26 protein-coding genes are annotated in these 17,348 nt (G+C 59.1%); 24 read left to right on the forward strand and 2 right to left on the reverse strand.

Going from position 1 to position 17,348, the window contains the following annotated elements:
- Positions 1-8 precede the first annotated feature (8 nt).
- The 5 genes from JZX87_RS09955 to JZX87_RS09975 all read left to right on the forward strand — a co-directional run bounded on the left by JZX87_RS09955 (position 9) and on the right by JZX87_RS09975 (position 2,567).
- Positions 9-515 (forward strand): hypothetical protein, encoded by a 507-nt coding sequence (locus tag JZX87_RS09955; RefSeq protein ID WP_206825260.1) that lies wholly within the window; start codon positions 9-11, stop codon positions 513-515.
- Positions 512-865, forward strand: coding sequence for a hypothetical protein (locus tag JZX87_RS09960; RefSeq protein ID WP_206825261.1), 354 nt, complete (start codon positions 512-514; stop codon positions 863-865). Before JZX87_RS09955 ends, JZX87_RS09960 begins: the two co-directional genes overlap by 4 nt.
- Positions 862-1,158: a hypothetical protein gene (locus tag JZX87_RS09965; RefSeq protein ID WP_206825262.1), complete on the forward strand. Its 297-nt coding sequence runs from the start codon at positions 862-864 to the stop codon at positions 1,156-1,158. Before JZX87_RS09960 ends, JZX87_RS09965 begins: the two co-directional genes overlap by 4 nt.
- A gap of 15 nt (positions 1,159-1,173) precedes the next feature.
- Complete coding sequence (locus JZX87_RS09970) at positions 1,174-1,722, forward strand: DUF6362 family protein (protein WP_286194390.1); 549 nt, start codon at positions 1,174-1,176, stop codon at positions 1,720-1,722.
- A gap of 512 nt (positions 1,723-2,234) precedes the next feature.
- A complete protein-coding gene (locus tag JZX87_RS09975) occupies positions 2,235-2,567 on the forward strand; it encodes a DUF3307 domain-containing protein (RefSeq protein ID WP_206825263.1) in 333 nt (110 codons plus the stop codon).
- 29 nt (positions 2,568-2,596) lie between these two features.
- Here the strand turns inward: JZX87_RS09975 and JZX87_RS09980 are convergent, their stop codons facing one another.
- Entirely contained in the window at positions 2,597-2,851 is a 255-nt protein-coding gene (locus JZX87_RS09980) for a hypothetical protein (RefSeq protein ID WP_206825264.1), read from the reverse strand.
- A gap of 137 nt (positions 2,852-2,988) precedes the next feature.
- Between JZX87_RS09980 and JZX87_RS09985 the strand changes: the two genes are divergently transcribed.
- From JZX87_RS09985 to JZX87_RS10065, 17 genes are all read left to right on the forward strand, one after another.
- Entirely contained in the window at positions 2,989-3,291 is a 303-nt protein-coding gene (locus JZX87_RS09985; protein WP_206825265.1) for a hypothetical protein, read from the forward strand.
- A complete protein-coding gene (locus JZX87_RS09990) occupies positions 3,275-4,510 on the forward strand; it encodes a PBSX family phage terminase large subunit (RefSeq protein WP_206825266.1) in 1,236 nt (411 codons plus the stop codon). The genes JZX87_RS09985 and JZX87_RS09990 overlap by 17 nt, the downstream gene beginning before the upstream one ends.
- Complete coding sequence (locus JZX87_RS09995; RefSeq protein WP_206825267.1) at positions 4,510-6,351, forward strand: phage portal protein; 1,842 nt, start codon at positions 4,510-4,512, stop codon at positions 6,349-6,351. Before JZX87_RS09990 ends, JZX87_RS09995 begins: the two co-directional genes overlap by 1 nt.
- Positions 6,351-6,704: a hypothetical protein gene (locus JZX87_RS10000; RefSeq protein WP_206825268.1), complete on the forward strand. Its 354-nt coding sequence runs from the start codon at positions 6,351-6,353 to the stop codon at positions 6,702-6,704. Before JZX87_RS09995 ends, JZX87_RS10000 begins: the two co-directional genes overlap by 1 nt.
- Positions 6,705-6,806: 102 nt before the next feature.
- Entirely contained in the window at positions 6,807-8,150 is a 1,344-nt protein-coding gene (locus JZX87_RS10005; protein WP_206825269.1) for a hypothetical protein, read from the forward strand.
- A 74-nt stretch (positions 8,151-8,224) separates the two neighbouring features.
- Complete coding sequence (locus JZX87_RS10010; RefSeq protein ID WP_206825270.1) at positions 8,225-9,373, forward strand: DUF2213 domain-containing protein; 1,149 nt, start codon at positions 8,225-8,227, stop codon at positions 9,371-9,373.
- A complete protein-coding gene (locus JZX87_RS10015) occupies positions 9,373-9,810 on the forward strand; it encodes a structural cement protein Gp24 (RefSeq protein WP_206825271.1) in 438 nt (145 codons plus the stop codon). The genes JZX87_RS10010 and JZX87_RS10015 overlap by 1 nt, the downstream gene beginning before the upstream one ends.
- 15 nt (positions 9,811-9,825) lie before the next feature.
- The gene (locus JZX87_RS10020; protein WP_206825272.1) at positions 9,826-10,776 is read left to right on the forward strand and encodes a DUF2184 domain-containing protein; all 951 of its coding nucleotides are present in this window, start codon (positions 9,826-9,828) and stop codon (positions 10,774-10,776) included.
- A 12-nt stretch (positions 10,777-10,788) separates the two neighbouring features.
- The gene (locus JZX87_RS10025) at positions 10,789-11,319 is read left to right on the forward strand and encodes a hypothetical protein (RefSeq protein ID WP_206825273.1); all 531 of its coding nucleotides are present in this window, start codon (positions 10,789-10,791) and stop codon (positions 11,317-11,319) included.
- Between the two features lie 52 nt (positions 11,320-11,371).
- A complete protein-coding gene (locus tag JZX87_RS10030; protein ID WP_206825274.1) occupies positions 11,372-11,866 on the forward strand; it encodes a DnaT-like ssDNA-binding protein in 495 nt (164 codons plus the stop codon).
- A gap of 2 nt (positions 11,867-11,868) precedes the next feature.
- Complete coding sequence (locus JZX87_RS10035) at positions 11,869-12,225, forward strand: hypothetical protein (protein ID WP_206825275.1); 357 nt, start codon at positions 11,869-11,871, stop codon at positions 12,223-12,225.
- Between the two features lie 8 nt (positions 12,226-12,233).
- The gene (locus tag JZX87_RS10040; RefSeq protein WP_206825276.1) at positions 12,234-12,617 is read left to right on the forward strand and encodes a hypothetical protein; all 384 of its coding nucleotides are present in this window, start codon (positions 12,234-12,236) and stop codon (positions 12,615-12,617) included.
- A gap of 17 nt (positions 12,618-12,634) precedes the next feature.
- The gene (locus JZX87_RS10045) at positions 12,635-13,315 is read left to right on the forward strand and encodes a phage minor head protein (RefSeq protein WP_206825277.1); all 681 of its coding nucleotides are present in this window, start codon (positions 12,635-12,637) and stop codon (positions 13,313-13,315) included.
- A 47-nt stretch (positions 13,316-13,362) separates the two neighbouring features.
- Entirely contained in the window at positions 13,363-13,740 is a 378-nt protein-coding gene (locus tag JZX87_RS10050; RefSeq protein WP_206825278.1) for a hypothetical protein, read from the forward strand.
- Positions 13,737-14,132 (forward strand): phage tail terminator-like protein, encoded by a 396-nt coding sequence (locus JZX87_RS10055; protein ID WP_206825279.1) that lies wholly within the window; start codon positions 13,737-13,739, stop codon positions 14,130-14,132. Before JZX87_RS10050 ends, JZX87_RS10055 begins: the two co-directional genes overlap by 4 nt.
- 17 nt (positions 14,133-14,149) lie before the next feature.
- Positions 14,150-14,614: a hypothetical protein gene (locus JZX87_RS10060; protein WP_206825280.1), complete on the forward strand. Its 465-nt coding sequence runs from the start codon at positions 14,150-14,152 to the stop codon at positions 14,612-14,614.
- A gap of 8 nt (positions 14,615-14,622) precedes the next feature.
- Positions 14,623-15,069, forward strand: a complete 447-nt coding sequence (locus tag JZX87_RS10065) for a hypothetical protein (RefSeq protein ID WP_206825281.1) — start codon at positions 14,623-14,625, stop codon at positions 15,067-15,069.
- Between the two features lie 340 nt (positions 15,070-15,409).
- Here JZX87_RS10065 and JZX87_RS10070 read toward each other — a convergent pair whose 3' ends face one another.
- Positions 15,410-15,793, reverse strand: coding sequence for an Arc family DNA-binding protein (locus tag JZX87_RS10070; RefSeq protein ID WP_206825282.1), 384 nt, complete (start codon positions 15,791-15,793; stop codon positions 15,410-15,412).
- A 330-nt stretch (positions 15,794-16,123) separates the two neighbouring features.
- Between JZX87_RS10070 and JZX87_RS10075 the strand changes: the two genes are divergently transcribed.
- Both JZX87_RS10075 and JZX87_RS10080 read left to right on the forward strand, forming a co-directional pair.
- Positions 16,124-16,828: a phage antirepressor KilAC domain-containing protein gene (locus JZX87_RS10075; protein WP_206825283.1), complete on the forward strand. Its 705-nt coding sequence runs from the start codon at positions 16,124-16,126 to the stop codon at positions 16,826-16,828.
- Positions 16,828-17,082 (forward strand): hypothetical protein, encoded by a 255-nt coding sequence (locus JZX87_RS10080; protein ID WP_206825284.1) that lies wholly within the window; start codon positions 16,828-16,830, stop codon positions 17,080-17,082. The genes JZX87_RS10075 and JZX87_RS10080 overlap by 1 nt, the downstream gene beginning before the upstream one ends.
- Positions 17,083-17,348 lie beyond the last annotated feature (266 nt).

Consider the following 17,348-nt stretch of genomic DNA (forward strand, 5'->3'; position numbering starts at 1 on the left):
ACGGCGGAATGAACTACCCGCCGAGCATAGCCAAAACGAAGGCGATCGAGGAATACAGCAAGGTGTTGTCGGCTGTTCCAAGCTGCGGACTTCGCCGCGCAATGACCAAGCTCAAGCACGGACAGTACGAGAACATCAATCTGGATTTTATACCGACTCCGGCAAATCTCGCCGCGATGGCGCGGGCCGAAGCAAAGGTAACGATCGATGACCTGACCCGGCTTCGGGAAAAGCAAGCCACTCTGCGCGATCTGCATGACAAGCCGGAGCCTGTATCGGAGGAGGCTAGGGCACGGGTGCGTTCGATGCTTGGTCGCTTCAATGCAAATCACGAGGCCCACAAGGCGCAACAGCGCGGCTATGTCGCCCCGGAACCCATGAGCGATGAGAAGGCCGAATACTGGCGCAAGATCGAGGCGATGAAAGACGCGCCGGAGGTGACGGACGAACATCAGCAGTTTCGAAACAAGATCAACATGGAGACGCCGGAAGATCGGCAGGAGGCAGCGCAATGAGACCCGCAGATATCCGCCGGGTAGGCCTCAAGGACGAGGTCATCCGTCTTCACTTCGCCAACCCAAAGGCCACCACAGACGAAATCGCAGAAGCACTTGGCGTTGGTGCCGAGTATGTCCGCTGCACCTTCCGTCGCAACGGACTCACCGCCGTCAGGAGGAAGAATGCCGAGCACAAGCTCATCAACGCCAATCCTCCGCTCTACAGCGCAGCAACCGCAGCTCGCTTGCAGCATGACGCAGAGCGCCGGGGCATCACAGTCGACAGGCTCATCTACATGGTTCTCCAGACCGTCGCAGCGGATCGGATGGTGGACGCAATTCTCGACGACATGGAGGACGCAGCTTGAACGGTTACGCAGCATATCCCCACCGCCTTCCTGGCGGCCGCTATTGGGCAATGATCCGTGTCTGCCGTGAAGCCCATCCGGCTCCGGTCATGGCCGGTGAAGATCGTCCCAAGGTCTTCGACACAAGAGGCGAGGCAGCGGAGGAGTGCTTGAGGCACCTCGTCGCCTTCATGAACGGCCGTCCGATCAGGGGCGAGACGTTCGAGGTGGTCAAGCCAGCGACTGTGGCGCGCGCGAAAGCAGAAATGCTGTTCCTCGGCGGGGCCAGAACAATCCAGGTTGAGCGGGTCTAAGGCGAGGGAATGAAGATGGCGAAGATCAGACAGAAGCGAACGAAAAAACCGAAGGGATTGCCGCCGCCTGGCTGCATGGTTCTGCCGGAGGACGATCCGAACCAGGTAACGGCGAAACACCGGCTCAATCCGCAGCCGCCGCGCCAGCCAGCGCCCCGCATCACGAAAGGAGAGCGCGTCTCCCGTACCGACGTGACCGAACGGCTTATGCGGGCATTGAAGACACTGCGAGCGCTACCTGATCGCGAGAAGCGGTTCTTCATCGTCAAGTCCTCATCGCCAGATTACGTGCGGGAATACATGGACGCCTATGACCCCGACAACGATTACGGCCCGCGCTTTCAGCCGACGCCGGCCGATGTCTCCGACTGCCTCACGGCCCTTTCGTGGATCCGGCATCTCGACAAGTCAGCATGGCAGATCGTGTGGTGGCGATCCTTCGACGTTTCGTTCGGTCTGATCGGCAAAAGGATCGGCCGAAGCGATGAGACCGCCCGCCGACGTTTCGAGGATGTCATCACTGATGCGTGGATAGCAGTGAATAATCCTAGAAAAGTGGCGTGATCTTAGAGAAAATGGTTGGCAAACGTGGCAATATGTGGCCTATTTGCCTATAAGATCAGGTGATTTGCACGTTCACCCAAATCAGGCGGCTTAGGTCGCCTTTTTGATTCCTGCCGACGCGCTTCCGACAGTCGGGCAGGTCTTAAGATGCTCGGAGCGTGGTAGCAGAGTGCAAGCGCCGGAAACGGTAGAGGCGGCTAGATGTTACAGGGGCGCGAAACCGATCAGTAGGATGCCCTAGCGGTATCCGAATCTCGGCCCATCGAATTCATATCGGGAAGGCGAACGGCCTGCCAAAGTTCCGTAGCGAAAGCTGGCTTTGGACCCGGGGTAAGTTGAGGGATCAACGCCTTCCTGACCAAACACTGCATGCGTCCGAACTCCTGGGTTCCACCAGAGCCGCAGGCCTACGGGTCGGCTAGGGCGCATGCAGGACCGGCCTTCCCGTACCAACCCAGCCCGTCGTCAGGTCTCCTGCCGGCGGGTTTCTCACATTCAGACATAGGTGATTGATGGAAGCGTTGATGATGATGGCGCTGATGCTTGTCGGCGTCCACTGGATCCTCGATTACCCTCTGCAGGGCGATTTCCTCGCCAACGCAAAGTTCAACGGCCCGCTTCGCTTCTATCACCTCGTTGCCCACGCTGGCATTCAAGGCACCGGTGTCGCGGTTGTTTTCTTCGTCTTCATCGGCCCGCAAGCTGTCTGGTTCGGCCTTTCCGAATGGCTGGCGCATATTGTCATCGACGAGCTGAAGGTTAGGGGCAAGACGACGTTCGCGGTCGATCAAGCTCTGCACGTCATTTGCAAGGCCTTGTGGCTCGCAATCGTCTTTGCCGCCTAACCCCCGCCTAACCCGAGGCAGATCATGAGCTAAGCGGCAACAAGTTCGCCGTGTTCTTCCTCCCACGATGCGCCGTCTTCAAGGTAGATGACCACATCTCGATAATCAGGCTGTAAGCGTACCATTGAGTGCGCTCGCCTGAGAGCATCCCCGATACTGAACCATTCATTCGGGATTGTGCTGAGATGATAGAGCCGAACAAGCGCGGTCTGATCTTGGCCGACATGGACCATAACGCTGTGCGGCTCCCATTGTGCCAGATCACTGATCTGTTCGTATCGCATGCACTTCTCCTTCCATAGCTGAGAAGCAGACCATCCTACACGTCATCGAATCGCTCAAGCGGTAGATTGACGCCCGAGAGATATCCACCGCCGTCCACAGGAGGCAGTGGTTTGAAAAACAATCAAAGGAAATCAAAATGGCAGAGCGCGGCGGAAAGCGCCCCGGCGCTGGCCGTAAAGCTGGTGCCCCGAACAAGGCGACGGCAGCAAGGCAGGAGGCAGTGGCAAGCAGCGGGTTGACCCCGCTCGACTATATGCTCTCGATCCTGCGAGACGAGACAAAGACCGTCGAGGACCGGTTCGAAGCGGCAAAGGCTGCAGCGCCGTACGTTCACCCGAAGCTTGCCACCGTCGACCACCAGTCGAGCGACGGCAGCATGAGCCAGAAGCCAACCACCATCGTGTTCAGATCGCCGGAAGTCGATGGAAGTAACGATTGATGAAATCCCGAAGATCACGCGCAACTTCGCCAGACCGGCAAGGACGCGGGTCTTCAAAGGAGGGCGTGGCTCGGGGAAGACGAGGGGGCTTGCGCTTCGATCGGCGCTGCGTGTCTACCAGCTGGCAGAGATGGGCGTCGAAGGTGTCTTCCTTGCGAGCCGCGAACATCTCAACTCCCTGGATGAAAGCTCCATGGAGGAAATCAAGGCGTCGATACGGTCGCAGCCGTGGCTAGCTGACTACTTCGACATCGGCGAGAAATACATCAGGACGCAGAACCGGCGCATCAGCTACGCGTTCGCCGGCCTGAGACATAACCTCGACAGCATCAAGTCGAAGGCCCGCATCATCGGCAACTGGACCGACGAAGCGGAGAGCGTTTCGGAGATTGCTTGGCGAAAGCTGATCCCGACACTCCGCGACGAGGGCCCCGGCTGGTATGTCGAGAACTGGGTCAGCTACAACCCGGAAAGTCCGGACAGCGCCACGCATAAGCGCTTCATCGAGCAGAAGGCTGATGACTGCATCATATCAGATGTGAATTGGTCGGATAACCCATGGTTCCCCGGCGTCCTTGACCAACAGAGGCAGCAAGACAAACGCCTTCGGCCTGAGACTTACGAACACGTTTGGGAAGGGGCATTCCTCACTCTCACGGAAGCGCAGATCTTCTCCGGCAAATATGTCGTCGAGGAATTCGAACCGCAACCGCATTGGGATGGCCCATATCAGGGCGGCGACTTTGGTTTCAGCCAGGATCCGACAGCCGCGGTGCGGTGCTGGATCGGAGATGGTCGGCTCTGGATCGAATACGAGGCCGGCAAGACCGCGCTGGAGCTAGATGATTACAGCACTTTCATCGGTGGACGCATTCCAGACTTCGCGCGCTACACGACGCGATGGGACAGCGCCAGACCGGAGGGCATCAGCCACATTCGCCGGCATGGCCTGCCGAAATCGGAATCGGTGGAGAAATGGAAGGGCAGTGTCGAAGACGGCATCGCCTTCATGCGCAACTTCGAGAAGATCGTCGTCCATCCTCGATGCGAGAAGACAGCCCGCGAATGCCGGCTCTACTCGTACAAGGTGGACAGGCTGAGTGGTGACGTTCTCCCGACCATCGTCGATGCGAACAACCACTACATGGACGCAATCCGGTACGCCCTCGGGCCGATGGTGAGGCGCGGGTTCAACTATGGCATGCTTGGGGTCGTTTAATGTTTCTAATTGACCGACTTCAGAACTTCGTCAGCGGCCTCGGCACTGCGAAGGATAAGCGCGTCGGCACGGCGTTCGTGTTCCAGCCGATCGATCCGCAGCAACTTGTCGCGATGCACCGGTCAGATTGGATGGCCCGTAAGGTCGTTGACATCATCCCCGATGACATGACCCGAGAATGGCGCGAGTGGAAGGCAGACGAGGAGATCGTCGAGGCAATCGAGAAGGTCGAGCGCGCTCCGCAGATAAATATCCAGGCGAAGGTCAATGAGGCCCTGCAGCTTGCTCGCCTCCGCGGCGGATCGGTCATCGTGCTTGGCGTGGACAGCGGCCGGCCGGAAGATGAGCTTATCCTTGAGCGGGTCACCAAGGGCGCGCTGAAATACGTTCATGTCCTCGGGCGCGATCAGGTCAGCTACACCGATATCAACCGTGACATCACGTCGCCCTACTATGGCGAGCCTATCATGTGGGAGTTCACCAGCAACGGCGGGCAGATGGTGCGGATCCACCCGTCGCGGGTTATTCGCTTCATCGGTGCGCCGATCCTCGACAAGTCGACCTCCGTCGATGAGATCTGGGGCGATAGCATCCTGCAGGTGGTATATGACGCCATCCAGAACGCCGCATCGTCACAGGAGCATACCGCGTCTCTGATCCCTGAGGCGAAGACCGATGTCCTGTATGTCCCGAACCTGTCGGAATATCTGAAGAACCCGACCACAACCCAGCAGCTCACCGATCGCTTCACCTACGCCAACACCCTCAAGAGCATGTTCAACATGCTTCTGCTGGAAGGCAACGGTGGCGATGGGGAGAATGCCAAGGGCGAGCGCTGGGAGCAGAAGACCATCCAGTTCGGGCAGTTCCCCGAATTGCTGCGTCAGTTCATGACCGTGGCAGCTGGCTCCGCAGATATCCCGCTGGTACGGTTTCTCCAGGATGCGCCGAGCGGTCTCGGTTCGAACGGCGAAACGACGATCAAGAACTATTACGATGGGATCGGCGCGGGACAGCGGAATAAGCTTTCCCCGGCGCTATGGCGCTTCGATGAGTGCGCGATCCGTTCAGCGACGGGCAGCCGCGACCCGGCCATCTATTACGAATGGTCTCCACTCTACAGCCAGACCGAAAAGGAACGGGCAGAGGTATTCAAGCTCTATGCCGATGGCGCGCGACAGCTTGTCGGGTCGGGGACAGGGCAGGAGATCATCGTTCGCGATGCAGTGTCCAAGGCGCTTATCTCGCGCATCGAGGAAGACGGCAACCTGCCGGGCCTCGCTGCCGCAGTGGATGAGTTTGGAGAGATTGGCGAGCAAGAGCCCTCCGAAGAGGAGCTTGCCGCCGCAGCAGCCGCACAGGCAGCCAACACCAACAACGTGACCCGCATGCAGGCCGCAGCGAACGATGCAGCGCCGCGGACTCTGTATGTCCGCCGCGACGTGATCAACCGCGCTGAGATCGTCCGGTGGGCGACAGAGCAGGGGTTCACGGATATCGTGCCGGATCTCCACGTCACGATCGCCTACAGCCGCCAGATGGTCGACTGGTTCAAGGTCGGCACCAGCTGGGCGGAAAGGCTTGAGATCGGAGCCGGTGGCCCGCGTCAGATGGACGGCTTCGGTGATGATGGGAAATACAAGGTGCTGCTGATCACCGCTCCCGAGCTGGTTTGGCGTCACCGCGAGATCATCGAGAACGGAGCATCCTGGGATCACCCGGAATATCAGCCGCACATTTCAATCCAGATCGGCGGCGATGTCGATCTTTCCGAGGTCGAGCCCTATCAGGGCAAGATTGTACTGGGTCCGGAAATCTTCGAGGAGCTTCGAGAAGACTGATGCTCATCAAGACCGTCACCGCAGTCATCACCACCAACAGCGCCGGGCAGACCGTGGAATCGCTGCCGGTGCGTCAAGCCGTGGCCGGTGAGACCGACATCGTCGGTCGTCCGGTCGATGCCATTGTTGTAGAGGAGAGCGTGGCAGGTGTTCCTGTCCGGTTCGTGACGGGCAAGGCGGTTCTCAACTCGGCTGGGCAGTGGGTGGATACGATACCGGTGAGCGGTGGGGTGGCCCCCATCGTTCCGCCTTATCCAGCGCCATCCGGATATGAGTGGGCATTCGTCGTCGAAAACGGAACGCAGGTTCCCGAGAACGGCAATCGTGTCATCGAACTGAAGAGGGCCGCATAGATGGCTGACGTTGAACTTCTCCCAACTCGGTCGGCCGGTTTGCGTCAGGTTGCCGGACGCTGCATGCCAGCAACCAACCAAAACGGTGCCCTAACCAGAGGCATGACCACGACGGCGCATTTTGTCCGCGAGAAAATCAGCGGCGGCATCGAGATCACCTACCCGAACTATCGGATGAACGGGACGACGGAACAGACGTTCGGCGCCAGCGATTTCAAGCTTGCCCTGAAGATGCCCGACAACTCCATCATCCTGTCGGAGCAGAACGCCGGGGGGGACTATGTATCCGTGCCGGCGGGGAATGCAAAGTTCACCTTTACGCTGAATAACCCGATCCCTGAAAATGCGATCATCATGCCCAGGGTAGCTCAGAGGAACCCGAACGGCATCCTATGGACGCAGGTTTCCGGAGGCGTTGATAGCGCCTACGGATCAGCCCCGCAGGAAGGCATGGAGATTGGGACCACCGACAACGACAAGACTACCAGTGGCACGATCTCGTTCGCGAACGGCATCTCTCTTTTCCCGCTCGTTATCGCCGCGCAGACGCGCCGTCCGTCAGGTATCGTGTTTGGCACAAGCCGCGAGGTCGGGGACTACATCTCCGATGCCACCCTCGACACCGGCCTGATCAGCAGCATTCTTTGCAAGGTCATGGGCGTCACCAACCACGCCATGTCCGGCACTTTGCTGAGCAACTGGAATGCCGGGACGCACACCTTCCTCAATCAGCTGATTGCTGCAGGCTACTGGACGCACGCGTTCGATGAGTACGGTGTCAACGACGTGCCTTCTCAGGCGGCGTCGGTGGTCATAGCCGCCCGAGCCACTTTCGCAGCTGCGCTGAAGGCAGCCCGGCCTGATCTTGTCGTCATCGGCAGCACGCTTTACCCATATGTCACCACCTCCGACATCATGCTCACGAAATCGGGACAGACCCAAGGCGTGGCGCAGCAGCGTATTTTCGTGCTCAACGACGCGATCCGAGCAGGTATTGCCGGGGAAGACTTCTGCTGGGATGCCGCCGATGGCATAGATCCTTTCCGAGAAGGGAAATATCCGGTCAGTCGCGATCCATCGGCGACCAGCCGCACCCCCTGCCTGTTCACCGGTCAGATTGCGGGAAGCACACTTACCGTCTCTGCGGTCTCTTCCGGTGTGCTCAGCCCAGGCGATGCCGTTGTCGATCCGGCGCAGCCAGTGCAGGGCGCGGTGCTCGCCTCTACATGGATTGTGGAGCAGTTGACCGGTACCGCCGGCGCGGCCGGCACCTATCGTCTCAATCGTCAGTTCAATGGTTCTGGTACCTATCCGAAGCCGAATGTCTCCAGCCGGGCGCTCTCGACTGCCGGCCTTCTTTCCGGTGACGGTTTGCACCTTCAGTTCTTTGGACGGCAGCTCATCGCGAGGAATAAGGGGCCGGAGCTGCTGTCGCTGATCCGGTAACCCTCCCCCGCCCTGGCATCAAACGACCGCCACACAGGCCGCCTCCGGGCGGCTTTTTCATTGAGGCAATGACCATGCAATTCACCGACGCTGTAACGGTGTCCGGCACGCGTCGGACTGCCGATGGATACCTCGTTGCCGAAGCCAAGTCGGTTCGCACTGGCATCCAGCTTTATTCCGGCAAGGAAGTAGGCAAGCCAGATCTCGACGTGGTGCGGGTCTATCGCCCGGCAGATCAGGTCTTCTCGCAGGACAGCCTTCAGAGCTTCAGCCACGCGCCGGTGACGATGGATCATCCGGCCGAATCCGTCACTGCTGAGAACTGGAAGCGCCTTTCTGTTGGCGAAGTCAGCACCGCGGCCAAGAAGGACGGCGAGTGGGTCCATCTGCCGCTGATCCTCAAGGACGCCGCCGCTATCACGGCGGTCGACAGTGGCAAGCGCGAACTTTCCGCTGGCTACACCTGCGAACTCGTGTGGGGCGACGGCGTCACCGAAGACGGGCAGGCGTTCAACGCCACCCAGACCAACATCAAGATCAACCACCTCGCTATCGTCGATCGAGCGCGGGCTGGTTCAAAGGCTCGGATAGGCGATGCAGCCTCCGACGTATGGGGCGCTGCCCCAATCAATGATCACCAACCTCAGAAGGAAACGATCATGACCCTGAAGACGGTTACCGTCGACGGCATCCCGGTTGAAGTAACCGACCAGGGTGCCATCGTCATCACCACGCTGCAGACGCGGCTGTCTGATGCGCTTGCCAAGATCACTGCAACCGAAACTGCCATGCAGACAGCGCTGGCCGCCAAGGATGCAGATCTCGCCAAGAAGGATGCCGCACTCGACGCCGAGAAGGCCAAGGTGCTTTCCGACGCCGATATCGACAAGCGCGTGCAGGACCGCGCTGACCTGATCGCCCTTGCTACCGCCATTGCAAAGGACGTGAAAACCGCTGGTCTTGCCGATGCTGCCATCCGCAAGGCTGTCGTATCTGCCAAGCTCGGCGATGCGGCCATTGCCGGCAAGCCTGACGCTTACATCGATGCCCGCTTCGACATCTTGGCTGAAGACGCCAAGAAGGCTGCTGTCGCTGATCCGTTCGCCCGCGTCGTTGCCGATGGCCTCAAGCAGGTTGACGGCGCTCCAGCCGCCACCGCTCACACCGCAATGGTCACCGACATGTCGACGGCATGGATGACCCAGAACAAGGGAGCTGCCTGATGCCTACGATCCAGACCAACTATCTCGCCACTCACGCCCGCTGGGTTGAGGGCATGGAACTGAACATGGAGCCGAAGGTCATCGTCACCCGCCTCGCGGAAGACGTTGAAGGCATCGGCTTCGGCAAGGTCTGCGTTCAGGGAACGGCCGACAACCAGGTCGTCGACTCCGAAGCAACCGTAAAGTTCGCCGGCATTGCCGTGCTCGACACGACCCGGCCAAACGGCAAGTACGACCAGTATGACAACGTCGCCGTCATGAAGAAGGGCGTCATCGTCGTGCAGGCATCCGTCGCGGTCGCCGTCGGCGATCCCGTCTACTACGTCCCGGCAACCGGCGTCCTGACAAACGTCGCATCCGGAAACACCCTCATCGCGAATGCCCAGTGGGATACCAGCACAACCGCTGCTGGCCTCGCCGCGCTGCGCCTCGGCTAACAGGAGCGACCTCAAATGAACATGCACATGAACGACGCTCAGCAGGTCGCGATGAGCTTTCTCATCCGTCAGGCCTCGCTGATCGAGCCGACCGTCTACGCGATCCGCTACCAGGATATCCAGTATCCCCAGCTGATCCCGGTCGATACGTCGGCTCCTGAATGGATTCAGTCCGTCACCTACTTCTCCATGGATGGTGTCGGCCAGGCACAGTGGTTCGCTGGCGCCGCGCAGGACGTCCCAAAGGTCGAACTGACCCGCGAGAAGTTCGAAACCGGCGTCTCCATGGCGGCGATCGGGTACGGTTACAACCTCGAAGAGCTTGGCACTGCCCAGCTTCTCGGCATGAATCTCTCCGCAGACAAGGCGCAGCTTGCTCGCCGCATCGCGGAAGAGAAGATCGATCAGGTCGCTTTCGTCGGCGATACCGGCAAGGGGTTCACGGGGTTGGTCAACGCCTCGACCCCGACCGCCACCACGGCGCCTGCCGACGGCACGGGTTCGGCGACGACCTTCGCCAGCAAGACGCCTGACCAGGTGCTTCGCGACATCAACGGCCAGCTTACCGGCATGTTCACCGGCACTCTGGGCGGCGAGATCGCGGATACCCTCCTGATGCCGTACTCGGTCATGCTGGATCTCTCCACACGCCGGATCGACGCCGTCAACCAGACCACCATCCTGGAATGGATCGAGCGGAACAACATCTACACCCGCACGACTGGCCAGCCACTGACCATCCGCGGTGTCTTCGGCTATTTGGATACCGCCGGAGCCGGTGGCACCAAGCGTCTCGTCGCTTACCGCCGCTCGCCCGACGTGCTGAAGATGCACATTCCCATGCCTTTCCGCTTCCTGCCTGCATGGCAGACCGGGCCGATGCGCTTTGATGTCCCTGGCATCTTCCGTCTCGGTGGCGTCGACATCCGTCGCCCGAAGGCTGTTCGCTACCTCGACGGTATCTGAGGAGGATCAGTCATGAAGATCACCAACACTCAGTCCGGCCCGCGCGGCGTCAACACCGTCAACGGGCCGGTTCTCGTTGAGCCTGGCGCAACAGTCGAGGCTAAGGTGTTCTCTCGGGAACGGGAGCACATTGAAGCTGCAGGATGGTTCACTGTCGACGGCGAATACACCGAAGACGACCAGAGCCGAAGCTCAGCAGCGCAGGTTACCGTCAAAGACGGGGACGGCAAGGATGGCGTCTACATCCCATCGGCAGAGTTCAATTCGATGCGCTCTGCTTTCGAGCAGCAGGCTTCGGATATGGCTTCCTTGCGAAGTGAGATTGACGGCCTGAATGCCGCGATCGGGGAGAAGGACGCTGAGATCGCCAAACTCAAAGCTGGCGAGACCCAAACAGCCTACACCGTCACGGAAACGTCGCCCGGCTGGTTCGCCGTCCTCGACAAGGACGGCAAGCAGGTCGGCAACAAGATGCGCGAAGACGATGCGAATGCCTTCAAGGCTATGACCTTCGAAGAGCAGAAGCAGCTCCTCGCCGAATAATCACTGACCCCGGCGGGCAACTGCCGGGCCTACTTCCCCTCAGGAGAACAACATGGCCGGATATCAGACCGTAGACGCGATGAAAGCGTATTGGGCCGAAGCCGGCTATGTCGTTCCTTCCGACGCTGACCCGGCCAAGCTATCCGCAGCTTGGAACCGTGGCGCGTCCGTCATCGATCGTTATGAGGCTCGGTTCTCCGGCGTTCGGTCGGGAGGCTTCGAGCAGGCGCATGCGTGGGGCCGCGACGGCGCAACCACATATTATGGACAAGCAATTCCGAATGGTGTTGTGCCAATAGCTATCGCCAACGCCTCATTCGAAGCTGCTTGGCTGGAGTTCGGTAAGCCGGGAATACTCAGCCCTGTCGTCACCGGATCTTCTATGGCGAAGCGGAAAAAGGTAGGCCAACTGGAAATCGAGTATGCATCGTCCAGCGCTACCGATATCGACGACCTCGTGAAACTGGCCACTCCGGTGGTGACGATCATCGAGGATCTGCTCTGGCAGTTCATGACGCCGGTTCTCCCGGCGATCCTGGTAGTCTGACGATGGCAACATTCGACTATGCTGAAATGCAGGCCGTTGCAGATGAGCTCATCACCGAGTTCGGCCAGCAGGGCACGGTGACGCGCATCACGTCTTCTGGCCCTTCGTACGACCCGACCCAGACAACGACAGAATATCCTTGTCGGCTGGTGATCATGGAAATCGATATTTCAAAGGTCGACGGAACGCTGATCGAGGCAACTGACAAGATGGGTTACGTATCCGTGGTAGGCCTACCTATCGCCTTGACTACCGCCGACAAGATAACCATTGATGGCAAACCCCATGCCATGAAGATCGTGAAGCCGCTTTCACCGGCAGGAACCACGGTCGTCTATGAAATCATCATCGCCGCGTAGGATCTTTCATGGCTTTCCCAACCGAGTTTCAAGCCGTTCTGGATAAGCTGGAGCCGGAAGTCCGGCAAGCTTTCCTTGACGCATTGTCGAAGATTACGTCTTCAGCGCAGATCAACACCATCATAGCGCATATCGAGGCCGGTAACGTCGAGGCAGCCATCCTAGCGCTAAAGGTTGACCCAACGTTCTTCCAGCCGCTCGACCGGTTACTTTCGGAAGCTTTCTATCAGGGAGGGGTGACGGCACTTGCCGCGCTTCCGAAGATACCAGACCCTTTTCGGGCGGTTCAGCGGTTTTTGGCTTCAATGGAAGACATGACCGCGCCGAAGCATGGGGACGAGAGCTCATCGCAGCCTTCATCACCGGCCCTCAAGGTCTCGTCGAGGGAATAAGGGAGACCGCAAGGGCTGTGATCCTCTCGGGGATGGAGCAGAACCGCACCCCGGCCGCGATTGCTACGGATCTTGCTGGGAGAAAGAACAAGGTCACACTACGCCGCGAGAATGGCATGATCGGGTTGTCTCCGGGTCAGGCAGAGTTGGTTTTGCGCCTGCGTAACGGACTTATCCAGGCCGACAAGACGGAGATAGCGAAATACCTCGGCTACAAGCTCCGCAACCGCCAGTACGACGCGGTGGCGCGAAGAGCGGCCGCCGAAGGCTGGGACGCGGCGCTCGCGGCCTTCAACAAGGGCAGAAGCCAGCCATTGACTAAAGCGCAGATCATCGCTCGCATCGTCGATGCCTATAAAGACAGGTCCATCAAAGCTCGGGCTGACCTGATAGCCGAGAACGAAACGCTTACGGCGATGCGTGCCGGCCGACATGAAGGGTATAGGCAGCTTCTCGATAGCGGCACGGTCAGAGATGATCAGATCGAGCGGACATGGGATGCGGCCAACGATAAAAAGACCAGGCTGTCTCACCAAGCGCTGGACAACCAGAAACAAACGGGCCTTTCGCAACCTTTCATCTCGCCAGTCACAGGAGCGCAGATGATGTTCCCCGGCGATCGGTCGCTCGGCGCTCCGACAGAAGAAATCATCCGTTGCCGCTGCTTCGAGCGCGTAAGGATCAGGTACATCCGCTAATGGCCCCCAGAGCTGACGCAAAGCACTTCCGCGCTCGGACGAACGTGATGAAGGAGCGGATGCGCGACGTGTTCGCGGAGGCCGTGCAGGATGTGGTGGAGATGGCCCAGCTCGAAAAGAGCAAAGGCGGGCGGATGCCTAACCGCATCACCGGCACACTGATCAACAGCCTTGCCAGCGGGCTCAATGGAACCTTCGCGAACACGGGCGAGGATAGTTACATCGTGACGCTGGCAGGCCTCAAGCTTGGCGACGTTGCGCGCTTCGCATGGACCGCCCCTTATGCGCGCCGCCTCGAGCTAGGGTTCACAGGGACAGACAGCCTTGGCCGGAACTACGCCCATCCTGGCAATCACTTCGTTGGGGCGGCTGCAGCACAGTTCCCACAGCGCGTGGCATACTGGTCAGCGAAGGTGAAGACATGATCCGAGAAACAGACATTGAGCTTGCGCTCAAGGCAGCGATCGAGGCCGGCAACCTTGCATGGCCCGTTGCTTGGCCGAACCAAGACCTGCCGGGCGACAAGCCGCACATCGTGGTTGAGATTGTCCGCGTCAATCGCCGGGATGAAACGCTGGCCGGCGAAAGCCCGATCTCGCTTGGGCGCCTCATCGCTACGGTGGTTGTTGCCAAGGGCACCTCCACCAAAGTGGCAAACGAGAAGGCAGACGCGATCTCAGAGCTTTTCCCGATGGCTCGGCGCATAGCCGTCCCGGGCGGCGAAATCGTCATACTGAAACCGGCCGACGTCATGGACGGCTATCCAGAAGGCGCCGACTGGCGCGTCCCTGTTCGCATATCCTACGAAGCTTCCTAACCCTGAAAGGAATAGCAATGAGCACGTCTGACATTGGGCATCAGCTCTATTTCAAGCCCGGTCTGCCGGCGACGTTCGACGAAGCTGGCTACGAAGCCCTGTTCGCCACCGGAGCCATCAAAGTTGGCGGCATCGTGTCGATCGGCCCCGTGGGCGGTACCAACAACATCATCGACGTGCCGGACCTCGAAACCGGCATCGTCATGGGTGCCAAAGGCGCGAAGACAGGCTCGGACACGGCTATTGCGCTGCGCGAAATAAAGAACGACGCTGGTCAGGCTGCCGTTAAGGACGCCGCCCAGGAAGGCCCGCACAACCTGTACTCGTTCAAGATCATCGAGCCTGGCGCTTCTGGCGAAGTCGAATACATTTCCGGCATCGCTTACAATTGGCAGCGCAACGAGCGTTCGACCACGAGCTACGCAGGCTTCACCTTCTCCATCCGTGCGAACTACGATTCCGTCGTAGCTGACGCTCCTTGAGGTGATTCATGGATTTCAACACCTTCGACAGCCGGAAGGCATCCGAAACGCCACGCGCGCTTCACCTGAAGCACCCTGGCACTGGCAAGTTGCTCTATGACGACGGCGACGAAAGCAAGCCGTGCCGGGTTCTCGTCCTCGGCATTGAGGGAGAGACGGGCCAGTCCGCCATTCTTCAGTCTCAGCGTGAGCGGATGAAGCAGGACCGATCGGCCAGCGAGCCGACGCCGGTTTCCGATATCCATGATGCTCTGGTGAAAGAGATTTCCCCGCTCATCACCGGCTTCGAAAACGTCAATCGAGGCGATAAGCCGGCGAAGGCACCCGATGACGTAGCTTGGTTCCTCGCCTTGCAGATGATCGGCGGCACGCGGGGACAGCAGTCCTTTGCAGAGCAGGTGAGGGCGTTCGCCACTGACCGCGCGGCCATCCTGGGAAACGGGAGCGCCAGCTAGTCCTTGCTGCTGAGCAACTAGGCTGGCTGGCTTCCACCATCGAAAACGAAAAGGTGTCCCGCGGGCAGCGGTACATCAATGCTGGGGTACCCCTTCCTTTAATCCCGATTGAGGCGGGCGAATATCTTCTTGACGCCTTACGCGAGTTAGGACCGATCAGGTCGAATGGAATGGGGCTTACTACGCCGGAATGGCAGGAGTTGGCAGCATTCGCGGGGGCAAATGGCTTGACGTTTGCGCCCTGGGAATACCGCGCAATGCGAAAGATGTGCTCGGCTTATCTGATCGGGTTTCAGTCCGGCAAAGAACCTTTGTCGATACCGCCAATGGAGAGGGGAGACTAACTCTTATCCGCCAGCATCGCTTCGATGCGAGCCAGGCGTGTTGTAACATCATGCAAAACGTCATCAACGCCATGATCAGCGAGAACTTTAGCCCGGGCAGCCAATCGCCGGTCGGTATCCTCTAATCCAAGAAGCAAGCGATCCGTTTCCTCTTCAGTCAGTTCACCGAAAGGTTCAAGGCCCTGCAGGATGCGTAGGTAATCAGCGTCACGCAGACCCTTCTCGAGGAGTGCGATAATCTCGGCATTCATCGATCGGTTGTTGGCATCAGCATGGTTGCGGATTTGATCTCGGAGGCCCTCAGGCATCCTAACTTGAAAGCGCTCTGCTAGCTGACTTGGATATTTATCACTCATCCTGTTGATGAATGCGACTTGCACTCAAAAATCAATGGGTGCGAGTTGACATCACGTCGAATCGACACTACGTTAATGAGTGCAAGTTGCACCCACGTAGAGGAGTACGATGTACCCAAGCGACGAAATGCCCAAACTCACGCTTCGCATACCGGCAGACTTAAAAATATGGCTGGAAAAGAAGGCAAAGAGAGAAAGCGCATCACAGAATACGCTGATAATCCAGGCGCTTAGAAAGGCGCAGGAAGCGGTGGCGGGGAAATAGCTTGCAGGCTGGCCCCGCCACCTAAACGAAACCCGCCTTGCAGGGCGGGCTCACATCACACCGGAAATAGAGGTTCCGATATGAATGAAATGATCAATACCACGGGCCGCGGCCCGCTTACAATGTCCAGCCGCGAAATCGCAGATCTGCTCGACCTGCGCCATGACAACGTCAAACGCACCATCTCGACGCTTGCTGGAAAGGGCTTGGTGAGTTTTACTCAGGCTGAGGAAAACTCCGCTGCTGGCACAGGCGGGCGTCCCGGCACCGTCTATCACGTCGACAAGCGCGACAGCTACGTCGTCGTGGCGCAGCTCTCGCCAGAGTTTACCGCTCGGCTCGTCGATCGCTGGCAGGAGCTCGAAACTGCGGCGGCAGACCCAGCACGCATCTTGAATAACCCGTCCAGCCTTCGGCAGCTTCTCCTCGACAATGTCGAAAAGGTCATCAAGCTCGAAGCGCAGGTCGAGGAAATGAAGGAAGATGTTGCGGCATTGGAGCATTTGACCGATGCAACGGGCACTTTCAACCGCACTGAAGCGGCAAAACACCTTGGCGTTCCACCAAATGTTCTAATTCGCTGGATGAAGACAAACGGTTGGACCTATCGCAGGGCAGGGGCGAAGGAAGATCTGGCCTATCAATCCAAGATGGCGTCTGGCTATCTTGACCACAAGGTAACCACTGGACCGCGTCCCGATGGGACCGAATGGATTTCAACACAGGTGCGCGTCACTGCCAAGGGACTTACTGTGTTGGCAAAAGCCTTCCCGAAACCCATGGAGTCTGTGTGATGAACCGCCGCACAGTCCTGAAAGCCGGTCTCGTTATCGCCGCTACGTCGCACGCCGCGACGAACACCTCGGAACTGGCGCCGGTCCCCGTATCCGTGGACGAGTTCTTGAAAGTCGCCACTCCGGCGGAAGTCGCCCGATATCATACGAACGCTCTTCTAGAGGCCTTGTCGGAGATGCGACCTGACCTTCGGTGGGCTGCTTTCACCGACATCGACGCTTCAAACGTTTCGATACAGGGTATGGTCGCCTAAGAGTTACGCCGAGAGTTCTCTTTTCAACCTCGGGCGCGAAAGCGAACAAGGCAGGCTTGGCAAGGCGCGGCGCGTTGCGTCGTGTTACGGTGCGGTGGGTTACGGCTCGCTATGGCAGGCAAAACAGAGGCTCCCAAATTGGGAGCCTCTTTCTTTAGGAGGACGATGGAATGGATCTTACAAAATGGACGAACGAGGAACTGGCCCATGAATTGGCCGCTTGGTCCGCAAAGGGTGAAGCTGCTCGGCTCCCACCGGAGCACGCG

This window comes from Agrobacterium sp. Ap1 (assembly GCF_017313375.1).
Classification (GTDB): Bacteria; Pseudomonadota; Alphaproteobacteria; order Rhizobiales; family Rhizobiaceae; genus Neorhizobium; species Neorhizobium cellulosilyticum.

Coding starts and splice junctions, on each gene's coding strand:
- JZX87_RS09955 (WP_206825260.1), top strand. CDS start 9: ATGAACTACCCGCCGAGCATAGCCAAAACGAAGGCGATCGAGGAATAC.
- JZX87_RS09960 (WP_206825261.1), top strand. CDS start 512: ATGAGACCCGCAGATATCCGCCGGGTAGGCCTCAAGGACGAGGTCATC.
- JZX87_RS09970 (WP_286194390.1), top strand. CDS start 1,174: ATGGCGAAGATCAGACAGAAGCGAACGAAAAAACCGAAGGGATTGCCG.
- JZX87_RS09975 (WP_206825263.1), top strand. CDS start 2,235: ATGGAAGCGTTGATGATGATGGCGCTGATGCTTGTCGGCGTCCACTGG.
- JZX87_RS09980 (WP_206825264.1), bottom strand. CDS start 2,851: ATGCGATACGAACAGATCAGTGATCTGGCACAATGGGAGCCGCACAGC.
- JZX87_RS09985 (WP_206825265.1), top strand. CDS start 2,989: ATGGCAGAGCGCGGCGGAAAGCGCCCCGGCGCTGGCCGTAAAGCTGGT.
- JZX87_RS09990 (WP_206825266.1), top strand. CDS start 3,275: ATGGAAGTAACGATTGATGAAATCCCGAAGATCACGCGCAACTTCGCC.
- JZX87_RS09995 (WP_206825267.1), top strand. CDS start 4,510: ATGTTTCTAATTGACCGACTTCAGAACTTCGTCAGCGGCCTCGGCACT.
- JZX87_RS10000 (WP_206825268.1), top strand. CDS start 6,351: ATGCTCATCAAGACCGTCACCGCAGTCATCACCACCAACAGCGCCGGG.
- JZX87_RS10005 (WP_206825269.1), top strand. CDS start 6,807: ATGACCACGACGGCGCATTTTGTCCGCGAGAAAATCAGCGGCGGCATC.
- JZX87_RS10010 (WP_206825270.1), top strand. CDS start 8,225: ATGCAATTCACCGACGCTGTAACGGTGTCCGGCACGCGTCGGACTGCC.
- JZX87_RS10015 (WP_206825271.1), top strand. CDS start 9,373: ATGCCTACGATCCAGACCAACTATCTCGCCACTCACGCCCGCTGGGTT.
- JZX87_RS10020 (WP_206825272.1), top strand. CDS start 9,826: ATGAACATGCACATGAACGACGCTCAGCAGGTCGCGATGAGCTTTCTC.
- JZX87_RS10025 (WP_206825273.1), top strand. CDS start 10,789: ATGAAGATCACCAACACTCAGTCCGGCCCGCGCGGCGTCAACACCGTC.
- JZX87_RS10030 (WP_206825274.1), top strand. CDS start 11,372: ATGGCCGGATATCAGACCGTAGACGCGATGAAAGCGTATTGGGCCGAA.
- JZX87_RS10035 (WP_206825275.1), top strand. CDS start 11,869: ATGGCAACATTCGACTATGCTGAAATGCAGGCCGTTGCAGATGAGCTC.
- JZX87_RS10040 (WP_206825276.1), top strand. CDS start 12,234: ATGGCTTTCCCAACCGAGTTTCAAGCCGTTCTGGATAAGCTGGAGCCG.
- JZX87_RS10050 (WP_206825278.1), top strand. CDS start 13,363: ATGAAGGAGCGGATGCGCGACGTGTTCGCGGAGGCCGTGCAGGATGTG.
- JZX87_RS10055 (WP_206825279.1), top strand. CDS start 13,737: ATGATCCGAGAAACAGACATTGAGCTTGCGCTCAAGGCAGCGATCGAG.
- JZX87_RS10060 (WP_206825280.1), top strand. CDS start 14,150: ATGAGCACGTCTGACATTGGGCATCAGCTCTATTTCAAGCCCGGTCTG.
- JZX87_RS10065 (WP_206825281.1), top strand. CDS start 14,623: ATGGATTTCAACACCTTCGACAGCCGGAAGGCATCCGAAACGCCACGC.
- JZX87_RS10075 (WP_206825283.1), top strand. CDS start 16,124: ATGATCAATACCACGGGCCGCGGCCCGCTTACAATGTCCAGCCGCGAA.
- JZX87_RS10080 (WP_206825284.1), top strand. CDS start 16,828: ATGAACCGCCGCACAGTCCTGAAAGCCGGTCTCGTTATCGCCGCTACG.